Below are 15,895 nucleotides of genomic sequence, written 5' to 3'. Positions count from 1 at the left end.
GTCGCGGGGTCGGCTTGTCGTTGCGGGGCGGCTCAGTCCAGCAGCGGCAGCAGTTCCGGCAGGTGCCCGTCGGATGACGCTGCCGCGCGCTGCCGCTCCTCCGGGACCTCGCCGTAGACCGTCGTCCGCGGTTTCGCCGGGCGACCTGCCGCCTCCGCCACCGCGATCAGGTCCTTGACGGACTTGTACGAGCCGTAACTCGAGCCCGCCATCCGGGAGATGGTCTCCTCCATCAGCGTGCCGCCCAGGTCGTTGGCGCCGGAGCGCAGCATCTCCGCCGCGCCTTCCGTGCCCAGCTTCACCCAACTGGTCTGGATGTTGGGGATGTGCGGGTGCAGGAGGAGGCGGGCCATGGCCGTGACCGCGCGGTTGTCGCGGAGCGTCGGGCCGGGGCGGGCGATGCCCGCCAGGTACACCGGGGCGTTGGTGTGGATGAACGGCAGGGTCACGAACTCCGTGAAGCCGCCGGTCTGTTGCTGGATCCGGGAAAGCGTGCGGAAGTGGCCGAGCCAGTGGCGGGGCTGGTCCACGTGCCCGTACATCATCGTGGAGGAGGAGCGGATGCCCAGTTCGTGGGCTGTCGTCACCACCTCGATCCAGGTCGCCGTCGGCAGCTTGCCCTTGGTCAGCACCCAGCGGACCTCGTCGTCGAGGATCTCGGCCGCCGTGCCCGGGATGGTGTCGAGGCCGGCCTCCTTCGCCGCCGTCAGCCACTCCCGGATCGACATACCCGTCCGCGTCGCGCCGTTGACCACCTCCATCGGCGAGAAGGCGTGGACGTGCATGCCGGGAACGCGTTCCTTGACCGCCTTGGCGATGTCGAAGTAGGCGGTGCCCGGGAGGTCGGGGTGGATGCCGCCCTGCATGCACACCTCGACCGCGCCGACGTCCCAGGCCTGCTGGGCGCGGTCGGCGACCTGCGCCAGGGAGAGGGTGTAGGCGTCGGCGTCCGTGCGGCGCTGCGCGAAGGCGCAGAAACGGCAGCCGGTGTAGCAGACGTTGGTGAAGTTGATGTTGCGGGTGACGATGTACGTGACCTCGTCGCCCACCGCCGAGCGGCGCACCTCGTCCGCGATGCGGGTCAGCGCGTCGAGCGCCGGGCCGTCCGCGTGGAGGAGGGCCAGCGCCTCGTCGTCCGTCAGGCGGGTCGGGTCGTCGGCCGCCTGCCGCAGCGCCTGCCGTACGTCGGTGTCGATGCGTTCCGGAACCATGCCGGGTGCCGCGGCCTCGCGCAGCGCCTCCCAGTCGCCGTAGACGGCGTCGAAGTCGTCCCGCCGGTCCCCGGTGCGGCCCTCGGTGTCGATGGTGCGGTGCAGATCGGTACGGCCGGACGAGGACGAAGTGAACGCCTCGTCGGGCTCCTGCCACGGGTGGCCCTCGACCACCGCGTCCGGACGGGCGAGCCCGGTGGCGGGGTCGGCCAGCGCGGTGACGTGCGGCAGCAGCCGGGGGTCCAGCCACGGCTCGCCGCGCCGCACGAACTCCGGGTAGACGCACAGCCGTTCCCGCAGCTCGAAGCCGGACGCGCGGGACTGCTCGGCGAGCTGCTCGATCCGTGGCCAGGGCCGTTCGGGGTTGACGTGGTCGATGGTGAGCGGGGAGACCCCGCCCCAGTCGTCGATACCGGCGCCGATCAGCCGCCCGTACTCGGCGTCCACCAGGTTCGGCGGCGCCTGGAGGCAGGCGGCCGGGCCCATGATGTGCCGGGCGACGGCGACCGTGGCGACGAGCTCGTCCAGCTCCGCGTCCGGCATCCCGCGCATCGCCGTGTCCGGCTTGGCGCGGAAGTTCTGGATGATCAGCTCCTGGATGCCGTGGTAGGCACGGGATATGCGGCGCAGCGCGAACAGGGACTCGGCGCGCTCCTCGTAGGTCTCGCCGATACCGATGAGGAGTCCGCTGGTGAAAGGGACGGAGGACCGGCCGGCATCCTCCAGCACCCGCAGCCGGACAGCGGGTTCCTTGTCCGGGGAGCCGTAGTGCGGGCCGCCCGGCTCGGACCACAGGCGGGTGGCGGTGGTCTCCAGCATCATGCCCATGGACGGGGCGACCGGCTTGAGCCGCTGGAAGTCGGTCCAGGACATGACCCCCGGGTTGAGGTGGGGCAGCAGCCCGGTCTCCTCCAGGATCCGGACGGAGATGGCCCGCACGTAGGAGATGGTGTCGTCGTAGCCGTGCGCGTCCAGCCATTCGCGGGCCTCGGGCCAGCGGTCCTCCGGCTTGTCGCCGAGGGTGATCAGGGCTTCCTTGCAGCCGAGCGCGGCGCCCTTGCGGGCGATGTCGAGGACTTCGTCCGGGGACATGAACATCCCGTGGCCGGCGCGGCGCAGTTTGCCGGGGACGGTGACGAAGGTGCAGTAGTGGCACTTGTCCCGGCACAGCCGGGTGAGCGGGATGAAGACGCTCTTTGAGTAGGTGATGACGCCGGGACGGCCCGCCGCCGCCAGGCCCGCGTCCCGTACCCGGGCTGCGGACGCGGCGAGGCCCTCGAGGTCCTCACCGCGGGCCTGGAGGAGCACCGCCGCCTCCGTGACGTCGAGGGCGACGCCGTCACGGGCGCGTTTGAGGGCGCGACGCATGGAGTTCACGGTGGGGCCGGTGTGGCCGTTTCCGGAGGTCGCGGAAGTCGTCATCCTTCGAGCATACGGGTGCGGTGATCAGGCAAAACCGTGATCTATGACTCGCCGTCCGGGGTCGCAGACCGCATTACCCGCGCCACGAGCGAAACCACGGGCGTCGGTGGCGCTCCTTCGCCTACTTGGATTCGACCCGTCCGAGCGGACTGGGCGCGCCCGTCAGCGCGTCACACGCCGCCTGCCAGGCGGGATCGCCCGGGTAGAGCGCGGTGCGGAGATAGGCGCTGGTGAGGTGCTGGATCACGGCCACCCGCTCGGGGTTCTCGTCCGTGGTCTCGGCGACGTCGTATCCGGAGACCCCGCCGAGCCCGTGCCCCGCGTCGAACAGGGTGACCAGGGACTTGGGGCCCGGGGAGAGGAAGTACGGATCGGCGTGCCAGTCCGGGCCGTTGACCGTCAGGTGGGCGGAGTCGTCCTTGTCGCCGGCGACCACGAGGGTGGGCGTCGCCATCCGGGAGAAGTCGGTGGTCAGGAAGAACGGCCAGTTCTCGACCACGGACGGGGTCAGGGCGTCACCGCCCCTGCCGGGCGCGGCGAGCAGGACGCCCGCTTTGATCCGGGGCTCGGCCAGGTTCACTTCGGTTCCGTCGTCCGGATCGGTGAGCCGGGCTCCCAGCAGCAGGCTCGCGGTGTGCCCGCCCATCGAGTGCCCCGCCACGGCGACGCTGCTCCTGTCCAGGCGCCCGAGAAGCTGCGGGACGGCGGCCTCGATCTCGTCGAGCCGGTCCAGGACGTGCGTCATGTCCTCGGCCCGCGACCGCCAGTACAACGGCGCCTCAGGGCTGCCGGGGTCCAGGCTCAGCGTCCTCGAGCTCAGGTGGGTCGGCTGGATCACCACGAATCCTTGCGCCGCCCAGAAGTTGGCGAGGGGAGCGTAACCGTTCAGCGAGGAGAGGTGGTTGGAATAGCCCTGACCGTGCGAGAGGAGGATGACCGGAAGGTCGCTCCCGGTCACGGGCGCGGAGACCCTCATTTCCAGGTCCACTGCCCGGTCGGGAGCCGGGAGCACCACCGGAGCGACCGAGAGGACGGGGGCGGGGGAGGGGGAGGTGAAAGCGTCGGCGGCGTTCGTCGATTCAGTCATGATGCACATGTCCATTCAATGGTCTTTTCCGCTCAATGGCCTTTTCCGCCGGGCTCGTTCGGGCGGCGGCAAGGAAAGGGCGGCGTTGTCCGAAGAGCGCTCGGCTTCAGCCACGCACAAAAGCGGAACGCTGTTCCGATACGATACGGATCAGCGTTCCGCTTTGTCAACGACCGTTGGACCAGGGGCACTCACAGGTACCGCGCGTACTCGTCCAGCACCCGCAGGACCTCCTCCTCCCCCGCCGGAGGCAACTGAAGGACGACCTCCTCGATCCCGAGGTCCGCGTAGTGGGACAGCTTGCCGGGGCTGGGTACCACGGCGTAGGGCACGACCTGGAGCGCGGACGGGTCGCGGTCCGCCTCCGCCCAGGCGGCGCGCAGCACGGGCAGTGACTCCGTCAGACCGCGCCCGCCGATCGGCAGCCAGCCGTCCGCGTACTCGCTGATGTGCGCGAAGAGTTTCGGCCCTGCCGCGCCGCCGATCAGCGTGCGCGGCCCCACCACCGGCCCCCGTGGCTTCTGCGCGGGCTTGGGATGGGCGTGGCTGGCCCGTACGGAGAGCCCGGACGGACCCTCGTAGGCGGTCGGTTCCTCCGCCCACAGCGCCCGCATCAACGCCAGCCGCTCCCGGACCGACTCACGCCGCACGCGCCAGTCGACACCGTGGTCGGCGGCCTCCTCGACGTTCCAGCCGTAGCCGACACCGAGCGTGAAACGACCGCCGGAGAGGTGGTCGAGGGTGGCGACCTGCTTGGCGAGGTCGATGGGGTCGTGCTGGGCGACGAGGGTGATGCCGGTGCCGAGGCCCAGCCGCTCGGTGACGGCGGCCGCCTGACCGAGGGCGACGAAGGGGTCGAGGGTACGGCCGTACTCCCGCGGCAGTTCCCCTCCGGCGGGGTACGGGGTGGTGCGTTCGACGGGGATGTGGGTGTGCTCCGGCAGATACAGGCCGGCGAAGCCGCGCTGCTCCAGCTCGCGTGCGAGCCGCGACGGGGCGATCGTCTCGTCGGTGAGGAAGATCGTGACGGCTATGCGCATGGGCGGCCTTTCCGATGGGGCTCCTGACGGGCGCCTCGACGTGGTTCTTCTTCCTACCTGGAGCGGGCTCCAATGTCCATACCGACCAGTCGGACTGACATGAGGGAGCACAGGCCCGGGAGGGCAGGCCCCGAGGCAGTCCCGGAGGCAGTCCCGGAGGCAGTCCCGAGGGCAGTCCCGAAGGCAGTCCCGGAGGTTTCCCACCCACTCCGGAAAGGTGCCGATTCCCTTGCCGTACACGCGCGTTCACGACCCCGTACGACGCTGTACCACGGCCACACGCATCACACCCACCCCCCAGGAGCAGCAGCATGTGCGAGGACGAGACCGGGATCCGCAGACGCGCCCTGTTCGTGACGGGAGCCACCGCGGCGCTTACGTTGGGCACTGTGAGCTTCGCGAGCGGCGCGGGCGGCGCCGGATCCCCGTCCGAGAACGAGCCCGGCGGCCGGTCCGGCGGTGAGGCGGGCGACGGCTCCGGCCGGGAGACGAGAACGGTGCGCGGCACACTGCCCCCCGGCGCCCCGGACTTCGTGTACCTGCCGGTCGAGGTCCCGGACGGCGTCCGGGAGATCCACGTCGCGTACACCTACGACAAGCCGTCCGTCCCGGCCGGCACCCCGGGCAACGCCCTGGACATCGGCATCTTCGACCAGCGCGGGACCGAACTCGGCGGACGGGGTTTCCGCGGCTGGTCGGGCGGGGCCCGCACGGAGTTCTTCATCAGCGCGGACGACGCCACCCCCGGCTACATCCCGGGCCCGGTCCGCGAGGGCACCTGGCACATCGCGCTCGGCCCGTACACGGTGGCGCCGCAGGGACTGCCGTACGAGGTGACGATCACGCTCACGTACGGGGAGACCGCGCCCACACCGCAACCGGTCCACCCGCCCGAGCGGGCGAAGGGCCGCGGCCGGGCCTGGTACCGCGGCGACTGCCATCTGCACTCCTGGCACTCGGACGGCCGCCGCACCCCGGCCGAGATCGGGGCCCTCGCCCGGGCCGCCGGCCTCGACTTCATCAACACCTCCGAGCACAACACGCACTCCTCGCATGCGCACTGGGCGGACGTCGCGGGCGACGACCTGCTGGTCATGCTGGGCGAGGAGGTGACGACCCGGAACGGTCACGTGCTGGCGCTCGGCACGGCCCCGGGAACCTTCATCGACTGGCGCTACCGCGCCCGCGACAACCGCTTCGGCAAGTACGCGCAGAAGATCCGCTCGGCGGGCGGTCTCGTCGTACCCGCGCATCCGCACGCCACCTGCATCGGCTGTGGCTGGAAGTTCGGCTTCGGGGAGGCGGACGCGGTCGAGGTGTGGAACGGCCCGTACACGCCGGACGACGAGGTGTCGCTGGCGGAGTGGGACAACCTGCTGGTGGCGGCGGTTCGTTCGGGGCGGCGCGACTGGCTGCCCGCGATGGGCAACAGCGACGCGCACCGCGCCCCCGACCCGGTGGGCGCCCCGCAGACAGTGGTCCTGGCGGACGACCTGACCCGCGAGGCGATCCAGGAGGGCCTGAAGGCGGGCCGCTCGTACGTGGCCGAGTCTCGCTCGGTCTCGGTCTCCTTCACCGCGTCGGGTCCCCGGGGCGAGCACGCGGGCATCGGCGAGCGGCTGCCCGTCGACCGGGAAGCGCCGGTGACGGTCCGTCTGGAGGTGACGGGCGCCCCGCGCTGCACCGCGCGTTTCGTCACGGACCAGGGCCTGCTCTTCACGAGCGAGGTCATCCCGGTGTCGGGCGCGGCGACCGTGGAGTGGCGCACGACGGCGTCGTACGCGGCGTACGTGCGCGCGGAGCTGCGCCACGAGGCGGCGATCTCGTCCCTGCCGGGGGCGTTGGCGGCGTTCACCAACCCGGTCTTCCTGGGCGGGTAGGCGGAGCGACCCGGGCGGGAATCCCGCTCGGGCGCGACGGCAGGGGGAGGGACGCGGGTGAGCGAGTTCGTGAGGTGGTGGCCCGGGGCCGCGCTCTGTTACCGGCCCTGTAGCTTCACCGGCAACGGACGGGAGAGCACATGTCGCGCTTCGACGAAGTCAAGTACCGGGCCATTACTACGTTCCAGCGGCGGATCGCCAACCCGATCACCCGACGGCTGCCCTTGCAGATCCTCCTGGAGACCACCGGGCGAAGTTCCGGGCTGCCGCGCCGGACGCCGGTCGGCGGTCGCCGCATCGGCGACTCGTTCTGGCTGGTCTCCGAGTACGGCGAAAAGTCCCAGTACATACGCAACATCCAGGCGGACCCGCGGGTGAGGGTACGCATCCGGGGTCGCTGGCACTCCGGCACTGCTCATCTCCTCCCCGAGGACGACGCCCGAGCCCGCCTGAGAACTCTGCCCCGCCTGAACAGCACGGCCGTCCAAGCGTTCGGTACCCAACTGCTGACCGTCCGGGTGGATTTGACGAGCTGAGCGGACCGATCCGAGGAGCCGGGTGCAACGATCCGAGGAGCCGGATGAATCGATCTGAGGCGCCGGCGCCTGAACCAGGCACCATGAACCGGGCTCCCCGCGGTGCGCTGCGGGGAGCCCGGCAGACACGATCCGGCAGACGGTGCCGGTCACAGGACGGAGTCAGGACATGACGGCAGCCGCGCTCGACTGGGCGGTAGACCAGATGTGCGTCACCTTCACCCGGGGCCTGGAACCCGCCGAGGTGGGCGGGCCGCTGCTGTGGCCCGCCGCGCCTGCCCGGCCGACCCGTCCCATCCCCACATCGAACTGCTCCAGTAGGCAGACCCATCGTGAGCCGACATGCCCGCAGCCGGCGGCAACCACCCGATCGATACTCCCCCTCGACATACAACCCTCAAGATCGGAACGACAACAGCTACTGAGCTGGCCGGGCTGAGCTGGAGCATCGTGGGGCGCACACGGGCTTGCGGCTTGCCTCGGACATATGCAGGAGCGACCGACTGCGCCCTCGTCGGTCAATGCGCCCCCTGGAACGGCTTGTTTCGGCCTCGTCGGGCGGGTTGGGTGGAACCTGCAGCGGGTACGGCCGGGGGGCGGTTGACGGTGCGGCACGCGCTGTCCGAGTCGTCACCGGCACACAAGCGCCCTCACTTCCCGGCCGACGCATGTGCACTGGGAACATGCCATGGATGGGCGCCGCCGCGCGGGGATCGTGCGTCCAGGCATGGAGCGGGGCTGTGATGTAGGGATCTCGGCTGAGGAGGGCCCAGGTGACCGTCCCGGACACCGTTCCAGCCATGCCTGCCAGTACCGCCGGAACCACCAGGGCCAGGGTGACCGCCAGGGCCACCGGGGCCGGGACGTCCACCGGGGTCGCCAGGGCCACCGGGGCCGGGACGTCCACCGGGGCCGCCAGGGCCAGGGCGTCCGCCGGGCCCACCAGGGCCGGGGCCGGCGCCGGGGGCGCCAGGGTCCCCGCGCCGCCGACGGCTGCCGAGCCCTCGTGTCCGTCATGGCTGCGATGCCCGCCGTGACCGGACGCCCCGCGCCGCCTCCCCTGGCGGGAACACGTCCCGGTTGCGGGCCGGCCCGGATCAGATGACGTCGGCCTCGGGCACGACCGGGCCGGTGCGCCGCTGCGGGCCCGTGCGCCGCTGCGGGCCGGTCGCACACCTTCGGTCGCACACCTTTCCCCCAGCACGTCATTCCTCAAGGCTCCCGAGCTTCTCCCGGTACCAGCGGACGGCAAAAAGAGGAAAAGGACATGGCGAACTCCAGGCTCAACATTCCGTTTCCCCACCGTGTCAGCCCCGATCTGGAAAGGGCCCGGCAGCACGGACCGGTCTGGGCCCGCGAGACGGGGATGGTGACCGGCGACGCGGCCGCGGCCTACTGGGAGGCGCTGCTGCTGCCGGAGCAGGCCGGTTTCTACTGGCCGTACGCCGCCGGCGAGGACATCGAGCTGGCGGTGGACTTCATGACCTTCTACTACTTCTTCGACGACCAGTTCGACGCCGAGTTGGGAAGGTCGGTCGCCGAGGTCAGGCGCGTCATAGGGGATTTGGTGGAGGTCACCCGCGGGATCGCACACCGGCGTTTACACGTGCCGATCGTCACCGCTTTCTCCGATCTCTGGCGCCGGGCGACGGAGGGAATGTCCCCGCTGTGGCGTGAGCGCTTCGGACGGAACTGGCGCGACTACTTCTACGGGTACGTCTCCGAGGCCGTCGACCGGCACCTCGGTACAGCGCACCAATGGGACACGTATCTGGCTGGGCGCCGCTACAGCGTGGGCGCCCAGACCTCCACCGACCTGTGCGAGCGGTTCGGTCACTTCGAGGTGCCGGAGGAGGCCCTGGCCCACCCTCACCTCCAGGTGATGCGCCAGATCATCTGTGACGTGCTGGCCATGAGCAACGACCTGCACTCGTTCGAGAAGGAGTCGGCCCTCGGCGAGACCAACAACTTCATCCAAGCCGCCGGCCGCACCCGGCGGCTGCCCACCGACGCCGCGGTGGCGCACGTCCGTGCTGAGGGAGAACGGCTGCTGGCCCGTTTCGCCGAACTGGAGCGCGAAATACCACGCATCGTGGACGCCCTCGGCCCTGCCGAGCACCGCCGCAGCGTCACCGCCTACGTGGACGCCCTCAAGGCGAGCCTGCGTGGCTACGACGCCTGGGGCAACGTCACACCGCGCTACCGCGCCGAGTACAGCCGGCCCGGTTCGGCACTCGCCCACGTGGAGGACCTGACTCGCAGCCGAACCTGACGGAGCCACAAAGAACCGACAAGCACCCGGGCCCGACCAACAGCCGGGCCCCGCCCCAGACGGAGCCCCTGGACCCGCCCAACAGCCCAGCCCACCCAGACGGAGCCCCCGAACCCGACAAGCAACCGATCCGACAAGCACCGGCGCCCGACCACCAGCCGGGCCCGGGCCTCACGGAGCCCTCGGGGCCGGGCGGCGGTCCGGTGATCCGGGGTCCCCCGTCAGCCGGGCCAGACGATCGACTGGAGTTCGCTGTACGCGTGCAGGGCGTACGAGCCCACGTCCCGCCCCACCCCGCTCTTCTTGAAGCCCCCGAAGGGCGCCTCCATGTTGCGGCCGACGGTGTTGACTCCCACCCCGCCGGCGCGCAGCCGGCCCGCGACACGGAAGGCGCGGGCCACGTCGCCGGACCAGACGTAGTCGATCAGGCCGTAGTCGCTGTCGTTGGCGAGTTGCACGGCCTCCTCCTCGTCGGAGAACGGGAGCACCACCACGACCGGGCCGAAGATCTCCTCGCGGACCACCCGCATATCGGCGGTGCACTCGGCGAGGAGCGTAGGGGCGACGTAGAACCCGCGTTCGTACGGCGGCCGTTCGCCGCCCGTGACCACGTGCGCGCCTTCCTTGCGGCCGAGTTCGACGTACGACTCCACCCGGTCGCGGTGCGCCGCGGAGATCACCGGACCCACCACCGTGCCCGGCTCGCGCGGGTCGCCGATCTTCAAGTATCCGGCGTAAGCCGCCAGTTGCTCGACCAGCCGCTCGTACACCCCGCGCTGCGCGATCACCCTGGTCGGCGCCGTGCAGATCTGCCCGCTGTAGAAGGAGAACGTGGTGCCGATGCCGCGTACGGCGGACGCGAGGTCGGCGTCGTCGAAGACGACCGCCGCCCCCTTGCCGCCCAGTTCCATCAACTGCCGTTTCATGCCCCGGCCGCACACCTCGGCGATGCGCTGCCCCACGGCCGTGGAGCCGGTGAAGCTGACCATGTCGACGTCGGGCGAGTCCACCGCCGCCTCGCCGGCCTCCGGGCGTGAACCGCTCACCACGTTCACCACTCCGGGCGGTGCGCCCGCCTCCTGAAGCGCCTCCGCCATGCTGTAGACGGAGAGCGGGTTCTGGGGGGCGGGTTTCACCACCACCGTGTTGCCCATCGCCAGCGCCGGTGCGACCTTGCCGGCCGGGTTCGCCCAGGGGTTGTTGTACGAGGTGATACAGGTGACCACGCCGACCGGCCGGCGGACCGCCAGGGCGCCCATCACGGCGGCCGCGCCGAACGGCCCGGCCTCGTTGATCTGCGGCGGCAGCGGCTGCTCGACGGGTTCCACGCGCGCGTACCGGCGGAACCGGGCCGCGCCGACGCCGACCTGCATGCCGCGTGCCGTCCCGGTGGTCGCCCCGGTCTCGGCCTGGGCGAGTTCGGCGTAGGGAACCAGGTTCCGCTGGATGATGTCGGCCGCGCGGGCGAGGACGGCGGCCCGCTCCTCGGGCGGGGTCCGCGACCACGGGCCGAAGGCCTCGCGGGCCGCCGCCGCGGCGGCGTGCACCTGCTCCCGCGAGGCCTCCGGTGCCCACCCGACGACGGCCTCGCTCGCCGGGTCGATCACCTCGTAGTGCCCGCCGTCGGGCTCGGTCCACGAGCCCCCGATGAACAGCCGCTGCCCCTCGGGGCGGCCGTCGCCGCGTCCGGGCGCCACGGGACTCACCTCGTGCTCACCGTGCGCGTGTCCCGTCCGGAGCGCAGCACGCGGCCCGGTACGGCGCCGGTCACCACGTCGTCCCGGATCGCCTCGACGCCGTTGACCCACACGGCCCGTACGCCGATGGCCTTGGAGTCCAGCCGTGGGCTGTCTCCCGGCAGGTCGTGCACCAGGGTGGCCTTTCCGGCGTCGATCCGCTCCGGGTCGAAGAGGACGAGGTCCGCATGAAAGCCCTCCTGCACGTGTCCGCGGTCGCGCAGACCGAACAGCCGGGCGGGGTCGTCGGTGAGCATCTTCACCGCCTGCTCCAGCGGAACCAGCTTCCGCCCACGCAGACAGTCCCCGAGGAAGCGGGTCGTGTAGGGGGCCCCGCACATCCGGTCGAGATGGGCGCCGGCGTCCGAGCCGCCGAGCATGACGTCCTCGTGCCGCCAGGTCTCGGCCCGCAGGGCCCAGGAGTCGGGGTCGTTGTCTGGGGGCATCGGCCACAGCACGGTGCGCAGGTCGTCCGCCGCGCAGATCTCCACCAGGCATGCGAAGGGGTCCTGGCCGCGTTCGGCGGCGATGTCCTTCACCACCCGTCCGGTCAGGCCCTCGTTGGCCGCGCTGTAGGTGTCGCCGATGACGTACCGTCCGAAGTCCGCCAGGCGCCGGAAGACTCCCGCCTCCTTGGAGTCGGCGCGTCGCAGCATCTCGGCGCGTACCGCGGGGTCGCGGAGTTTCGCGATCCGCTCGGGCACCGGCAGGGCCAGGATCGGCCCCCAGCCGGGGATGAGGTTGAGCGCGCAGAAGGTGCCCAGCGACATGTTCATGGGGGTGAGGATCGGCATGGTGAGGGCGACGATCCGGCCACCGGCCTTGCGGGCGCGTTCACTTGCGGTGAGCTGGCGGGGCACGCGTTCGGGGACCGCGGCGTCGATCGTCAGGACGTTCCAGTTCAGGGGCCGGCCGGCCGCCGCGGTCATCTCGACGAAGAGGTCGATCTCGTCGTCGCTGAACTGGTCGAGGCAGCCGGCCACGATGGCTTCGATCTGGGTTCCCTCGTGTTCGCCGACGGCCCGGGAGAGAGCGATGAGTTCGGCGGGCCCGGCGTGCCGGGAGGCGACCGGTTTGCCGTCGCCGTCGGAGTGCGAGGTCGACTGGGTGGTGGACAGACCCCAGGCGCCCGCGTCCATCGACTCGCGCAACAGCCGTACCATCGCGTCGAGTTGCTCCGGAGTGGGCTGCCCGCCGACCGCGTCCGGTCCCATGACGTGGCGGCGCAGCGCGCAGTGCCCCACCATGAAGCCGGCGTTGACGGCGATCCGGCCCTCCAGGGCGTCGAGGTAGTCGCCGAAGGAGTGCCAGTTCCAGGGCGCGCCCTCCTCCAGGGCGACCAGGGACATCCCCTCCACCTTGGACATCATCCGCCGGGTGTAGTCGGCGTCCTCGGGCCGCTCCGGGTTGAGCGGCGCCAGCGTGAAGCCGCAGTTGCCGCCGGCGACCGTCGTCACGCCGTGGTTCAGCGACGGGGTCGCGTACGGGTCCCAGAACAGCTGGGCGTCGTAGTGGGTGTGCGGGTCGACGAAGCCGGGGGCGAGGACGAGTCCGGCCGCGTCCTCGGTGGTCCGGGCCTCCTCGGTGATCTTCCCGACGGCGGCGATCCGGCCGTCGCGTATCCCCACGTCGGCGGTGAAGGCGGGCGCGCCGGTGCCGTCCACGACGGTCGCGCCCTTGATCAGATGGTCGAGCATGGCGGCGTACCCCCTGTCTGGAAGCAGGCTCAGGCGGCCTGGCGGAAACGGGTCGTACGGTGCACCGGGTCGGTGTCGATCTTCGGGATGACGTGCTCGCCGACCAGCCGGATCGTCTGGAGCGTGTCCTCCCGGGAGATCCCGACCGGCAGGCCGAAGCTCAGCTGGTCGGCGCCCGCCTGCTCCCAGCGCTTGCACTGGGTGAGCACCTCGTCCGGGTCGCCGCAGATCAGCAGCTCCTCGGCGATCATGAGTTCGATGATCTCCTCGGAGTACTCGGGGAGCGTCTCGGGCCAGACGGGGAAGCCCTCGGGGCGCGGGAAGGTGTCGTGGTAACGGAAGAGCAGCGACGCCAGGTAGTGCAGCCCGCCGCCGACGGCGATCCGGACCGCCTCCGCGTGCGTCGGCGCGCAGATGGCGGTCGAGGTCACCATCACGTTGTCGTTGACGAAGTCCCCGATGGGCTCGGCGTCGACGATCGCGGTCTTGTACTGCTCCAGCACCCATTCCATGTCGGAGACCTTCTGCACACTAAACCCGAGCACCCCGAGTCCCTTGCGCGCGGCCATCGCGTACGAGGGCGGGGAGCCGGCCGCGTACCACATCGCCGGGTGGGACTTCCCGTACGGCTTGGGGAGCACCTTGCGCGGCGGGAGCGACCAGTGCTTGCCCTGGAAGCCCTGGTACTCGTCCTGGAGCCACATCTTGGGGAACTCCGCGATGGTCTCCTCCCAGATCTCCTTCGTGAAGTTCATGTCGGTGATGCCGGGGAGGAAGCCGAGGATCTCGTGGCTGCCCGCGCCGCGGCCGCTGCCGAACTCGAAGCGGCCCTCGCTGAGGTGGTCGAGCATGGTGACCTTCTCGGCGACCTTGACCGGGTGGTTGACCTGGGCGAGCGGGTTGAAGATCCCGGAGCCGAGGTGGATCCGCTCGGTCGCGTGTGCCAGGTATCCGAGGAAGACGTCGTTGGCGGAGAGGTGGGAGTACTCCTCCAGGAAGTGGTGCTCGGAGGCCCAGGCGTACTTGAAGCCGGACTTGTCCGCCTGGATGACGTACTCGGTCTCCTCCATCAGCGCCTTGTGCTCCGCGAGCGGGTCGGTCTCGGCCCGCTTGCCGACGTATCCCTGTACAAAGAGCCCGAATTCCAAGGAGGTTCACCGTCCCCGAGAGTCTTCGTCCGACCGTCCGCAGCGGCCGCTCCAGCGCCCGCCCGAGGTTTCTGACACATCGTCAGATTCATCTGCGGCCGACTGTTGCACCACGGGCATGCACCGTCAATAGCTGACACTGAGTCAGATAATGCTGACCCCGGCCAGCCAGCCGCCGTCGATCACGAACGGCTGTCCCGTGATGTAGGCGGAGTCCTCCTGCGAGGTCAGGAACAGCACCAGCCGCGCCACCTCCTCCGGCTTCCCGATCCGGCCGAGCGGCACCACCTTGCGGTACAGGGCGTCGATCCCCCGCGCGGCCTTCTCGGAGTCGGCCTCCGGGTCCAGCAGGGCCGGGTTGCTCATGGCCGTGTCGATCGCCCCCGGGCAGACCGCGTTCACACGGATGTTCCGCGCGGCCAGCTCCAGCGCGGCCACCCGGGTGAGCCCGATGATCGCGTGCTTGCTCGCGCTGTACGCGCCCACGTACGCCATCCCCGTGAGCCCGGTGTAGGAGGCGGTGTTCACGATCGTCCCGCCGCCGGCCGCCGCGATCTCGGGAGCCACGGTCTTGATCCCGAGGAACACCCCGACCTGGTTGACCTGGAGGATCCGCTGGAACTCGTCGAGCGGTGTGTCGACGAGGGAGTTGAAGCGCAGGATCCCCGCGTTGTTGACCAGCCCGTCGACACGGCCGTACGCGTCCTTCGTCGCGGCCACCGCGGAGCGCCAGTCCTCCTCACGGCTCACGTCGAGGTGCACGTACAGCGCCCCCAACTCCTTGGCGAGCGCCTCACCCTGGTCGTCGATCACATCGGCGACGACGACCCGGGCGCCTTCCGCCACGAACAGCCGCGCCTCCTGCTCGCCCTGCCCGCGCGCCGCCCCGGTGACGATGACGACGCGCCCGTCGAGCTTGCCCATTGAAGTCTCCTCAGGCGTTCAGGAGGGGCGCGACCTCCGCCCCGAAAACGGTGATCTGGTCGATGAGTTCGGCCCGGCTCCGACTGCGGAACCGCACCTGGATCTGGTGCACGCCCATCGCCCGGTACGCCCGCAGCGACTCCGCGAGCGCTTCCGGAGCACCGGTGAGCGTGCGCCGGCCGACGTCCCAGGCCGGCTCGCCCACGTAGAGCGGTTCGGCGATGGCCCCGACGGTGAAGGGGCCCTCGACACCCGCGCGCTCCCGAAGCTCCCCGATCCGGGCGATCTGCGCGGGCAGCCGGTCACGCGGGTCACCCTGCGGCAGCCAGCCGTCACCCTTGAGCGCGGCCCGGCGTACGGCCGCGGGCGAGGAGCCGCCGACCCAGAGGGGGATGGTCCGCTGGGCGGGCCGGGGCCGCTGCCCGAGCCCCTCGAAGTCGTAGAGCTTGCCATGGTGCTCGGGGAACTCCTCCGGCCCGAGCGCCGCCCGCAGTGCTTCCATGGACTCGTCGAGCACGGCCCCGCGGCGCTCGAAGTCCACCCCCAGCGCCTCGAACTCCTCCGGCACGTGCCCGGCACCGACCCCCAGGATGAGCCGCCCGCCCGCCAGGTGGTCGAGGGTCGCGTACTGCTTGGCGGTCAGCAGGGGGTGCCGCAGGCCGACGACGGCGACATGGCTGAGCAGCCGTACGCGCTCGGTCACCCCCGCGAGGAAGGACAGCGTGGCCACCGGGTCGTACCAGACGGTGCCCATGGCCGGGGCCAGCCGCCGGGGAATCGCGACGTGATCGCAGCTCGCGAGGTACGCGAACCCGGCGTGATCGGCGGCCCGGGCTATCTCGACGAGGTCGTCCGGCCCGCCGTCCGCCTCCCAGCCCTCCGCGTAGAGGGTGCTCTGCGACTGCACGGGAAGCTGCATCCCGTACCGCAGCGCCGGTCCGG

At 71.0% G+C, this 15,895-nt stretch carries 11 protein-coding genes; 3 read left to right on the top strand and 8 right to left on the bottom strand.

The window, feature by feature from the left end; genetic code table 11:
• Window positions 1–32: 32 nt before the first annotated feature.
• From EF387_RS04245 to EF387_RS04235, 3 genes are all read right to left on the bottom strand, one after another.
• Window positions 33–2,633 (bottom strand): bifunctional FO biosynthesis protein CofGH, encoded by a 2,601-nt coding sequence (locus EF387_RS04245; RefSeq protein WP_128375111.1) that lies wholly within the window; start codon window positions 2,631–2,633, stop codon window positions 33–35.
• Between the two features lie 121 nt (window positions 2,634–2,754).
• On the bottom strand, window positions 2,755–3,720 hold the full coding sequence (locus tag EF387_RS04240) for an alpha/beta hydrolase family protein (RefSeq protein WP_128375110.1): 966 nt from the start codon (window positions 3,718–3,720) through the stop codon (window positions 2,755–2,757).
• Window positions 3,721–3,911: 191 nt separating this feature from the next.
• On the bottom strand, window positions 3,912–4,760 hold the full coding sequence (locus EF387_RS04235) for a TIGR03619 family F420-dependent LLM class oxidoreductase (RefSeq protein WP_128375109.1): 849 nt from the start codon (window positions 4,758–4,760) through the stop codon (window positions 3,912–3,914).
• A 311-nt stretch (window positions 4,761–5,071) separates the two neighbouring features.
• Between EF387_RS04235 and EF387_RS04230 the strand changes: the two genes are divergently transcribed.
• From EF387_RS04230 to EF387_RS04215, 3 genes are all read left to right on the top strand, one after another.
• Window positions 5,072–6,640: a CehA/McbA family metallohydrolase gene (locus EF387_RS04230; RefSeq protein WP_128375108.1), complete on the top strand. Its 1,569-nt coding sequence runs from the start codon at window positions 5,072–5,074 to the stop codon at window positions 6,638–6,640.
• 140 nt (window positions 6,641–6,780) lie between these two features.
• Window positions 6,781–7,176: a nitroreductase family deazaflavin-dependent oxidoreductase gene (locus EF387_RS04225; protein WP_128375107.1), complete on the top strand. Its 396-nt coding sequence runs from the start codon at window positions 6,781–6,783 to the stop codon at window positions 7,174–7,176.
• Between the two features lie 1,267 nt (window positions 7,177–8,443).
• Window positions 8,444–9,448 (top strand): terpene synthase family protein, encoded by a 1,005-nt coding sequence (locus EF387_RS04215; RefSeq protein WP_128375106.1) that lies wholly within the window; start codon window positions 8,444–8,446, stop codon window positions 9,446–9,448.
• Between the two features lie 221 nt (window positions 9,449–9,669).
• Here the strand turns inward: EF387_RS04215 and EF387_RS04210 are convergent, their stop codons facing one another.
• The 5 genes from EF387_RS04210 to EF387_RS04190 all read right to left on the bottom strand — a co-directional run bounded on the left by EF387_RS04210 (window position 9,670) and on the right by EF387_RS04190 (window position 15,872).
• Window positions 9,670–11,145: an aldehyde dehydrogenase family protein gene (locus EF387_RS04210; protein WP_128375105.1), complete on the bottom strand. Its 1,476-nt coding sequence runs from the start codon at window positions 11,143–11,145 to the stop codon at window positions 9,670–9,672.
• Between the two features lie 5 nt (window positions 11,146–11,150).
• Window positions 11,151–12,881 (bottom strand): N-acyl-D-amino-acid deacylase family protein, encoded by a 1,731-nt coding sequence (locus EF387_RS04205; protein WP_128375104.1) that lies wholly within the window; start codon window positions 12,879–12,881, stop codon window positions 11,151–11,153.
• 29 nt (window positions 12,882–12,910) lie between these two features.
• Entirely contained in the window at window positions 12,911–14,029 is a 1,119-nt protein-coding gene (locus EF387_RS04200; protein WP_128375103.1) for an LLM class flavin-dependent oxidoreductase, read from the bottom strand.
• A 144-nt stretch (window positions 14,030–14,173) separates the two neighbouring features.
• Window positions 14,174–14,953 carry an SDR family NAD(P)-dependent oxidoreductase gene (locus tag EF387_RS04195; protein WP_128375102.1) on the bottom strand — a complete coding sequence of 260 codons (780 nt, stop codon included), beginning with the start codon at window positions 14,951–14,953 and terminating at the stop codon, window positions 14,174–14,176.
• 10 nt (window positions 14,954–14,963) lie between these two features.
• Window positions 14,964–15,872, bottom strand: a complete 909-nt coding sequence (locus EF387_RS04190; protein ID WP_128375247.1) for an LLM class F420-dependent oxidoreductase — start codon at window positions 15,870–15,872, stop codon at window positions 14,964–14,966.
• Window positions 15,873–15,895: the final 23 nt, after the last annotated feature.

It is taken from the genome of Streptomyces cavernae (assembly GCF_004023625.1).
Classification (GTDB): Bacteria; Actinomycetota; Actinomycetes; order Streptomycetales; family Streptomycetaceae; genus Streptomyces; species Streptomyces cavernae.
The sequence above is the reverse complement of the archived record's forward strand: the minus strand, read 5'-3'. Positions and strand labels throughout refer to the sequence as shown.

Excerpts from the sequence above, each read along its gene's own strand:
- EF387_RS04195 (WP_128375102.1), bottom strand. The coding sequence starts at position 14,953 with ATGGGCAAGCTCGACGGGCGCGTCGTCATCGTCACCGGGGCGGCGCGC.
- EF387_RS04205 (WP_128375104.1), bottom strand. The coding sequence starts at position 12,881 with ATGCTCGACCATCTGATCAAGGGCGCGACCGTCGTGGACGGCACCGGC.
- EF387_RS04245 (WP_128375111.1), bottom strand. The coding sequence starts at position 2,633 with ATGACGACTTCCGCGACCTCCGGAAACGGCCACACCGGCCCCACCGTG.
- EF387_RS04225 (WP_128375107.1), top strand. The coding sequence starts at position 6,781 with ATGTCGCGCTTCGACGAAGTCAAGTACCGGGCCATTACTACGTTCCAG.
- EF387_RS04235 (WP_128375109.1), bottom strand. The coding sequence starts at position 4,760 with ATGCGCATAGCCGTCACGATCTTCCTCACCGACGAGACGATCGCCCCG.
- EF387_RS04230 (WP_128375108.1), top strand. The coding sequence starts at position 5,072 with ATGTGCGAGGACGAGACCGGGATCCGCAGACGCGCCCTGTTCGTGACG.
- EF387_RS04190 (WP_128375247.1), bottom strand. The coding sequence starts at position 15,872 with ATGCAGCTTCCCGTGCAGTCGCAGAGCACCCTCTACGCGGAGGGCTGG.
- EF387_RS04215 (WP_128375106.1), top strand. The coding sequence starts at position 8,444 with ATGGCGAACTCCAGGCTCAACATTCCGTTTCCCCACCGTGTCAGCCCC.
- EF387_RS04240 (WP_128375110.1), bottom strand. The coding sequence starts at position 3,720 with ATGACTGAATCGACGAACGCCGCCGACGCTTTCACCTCCCCCTCCCCC.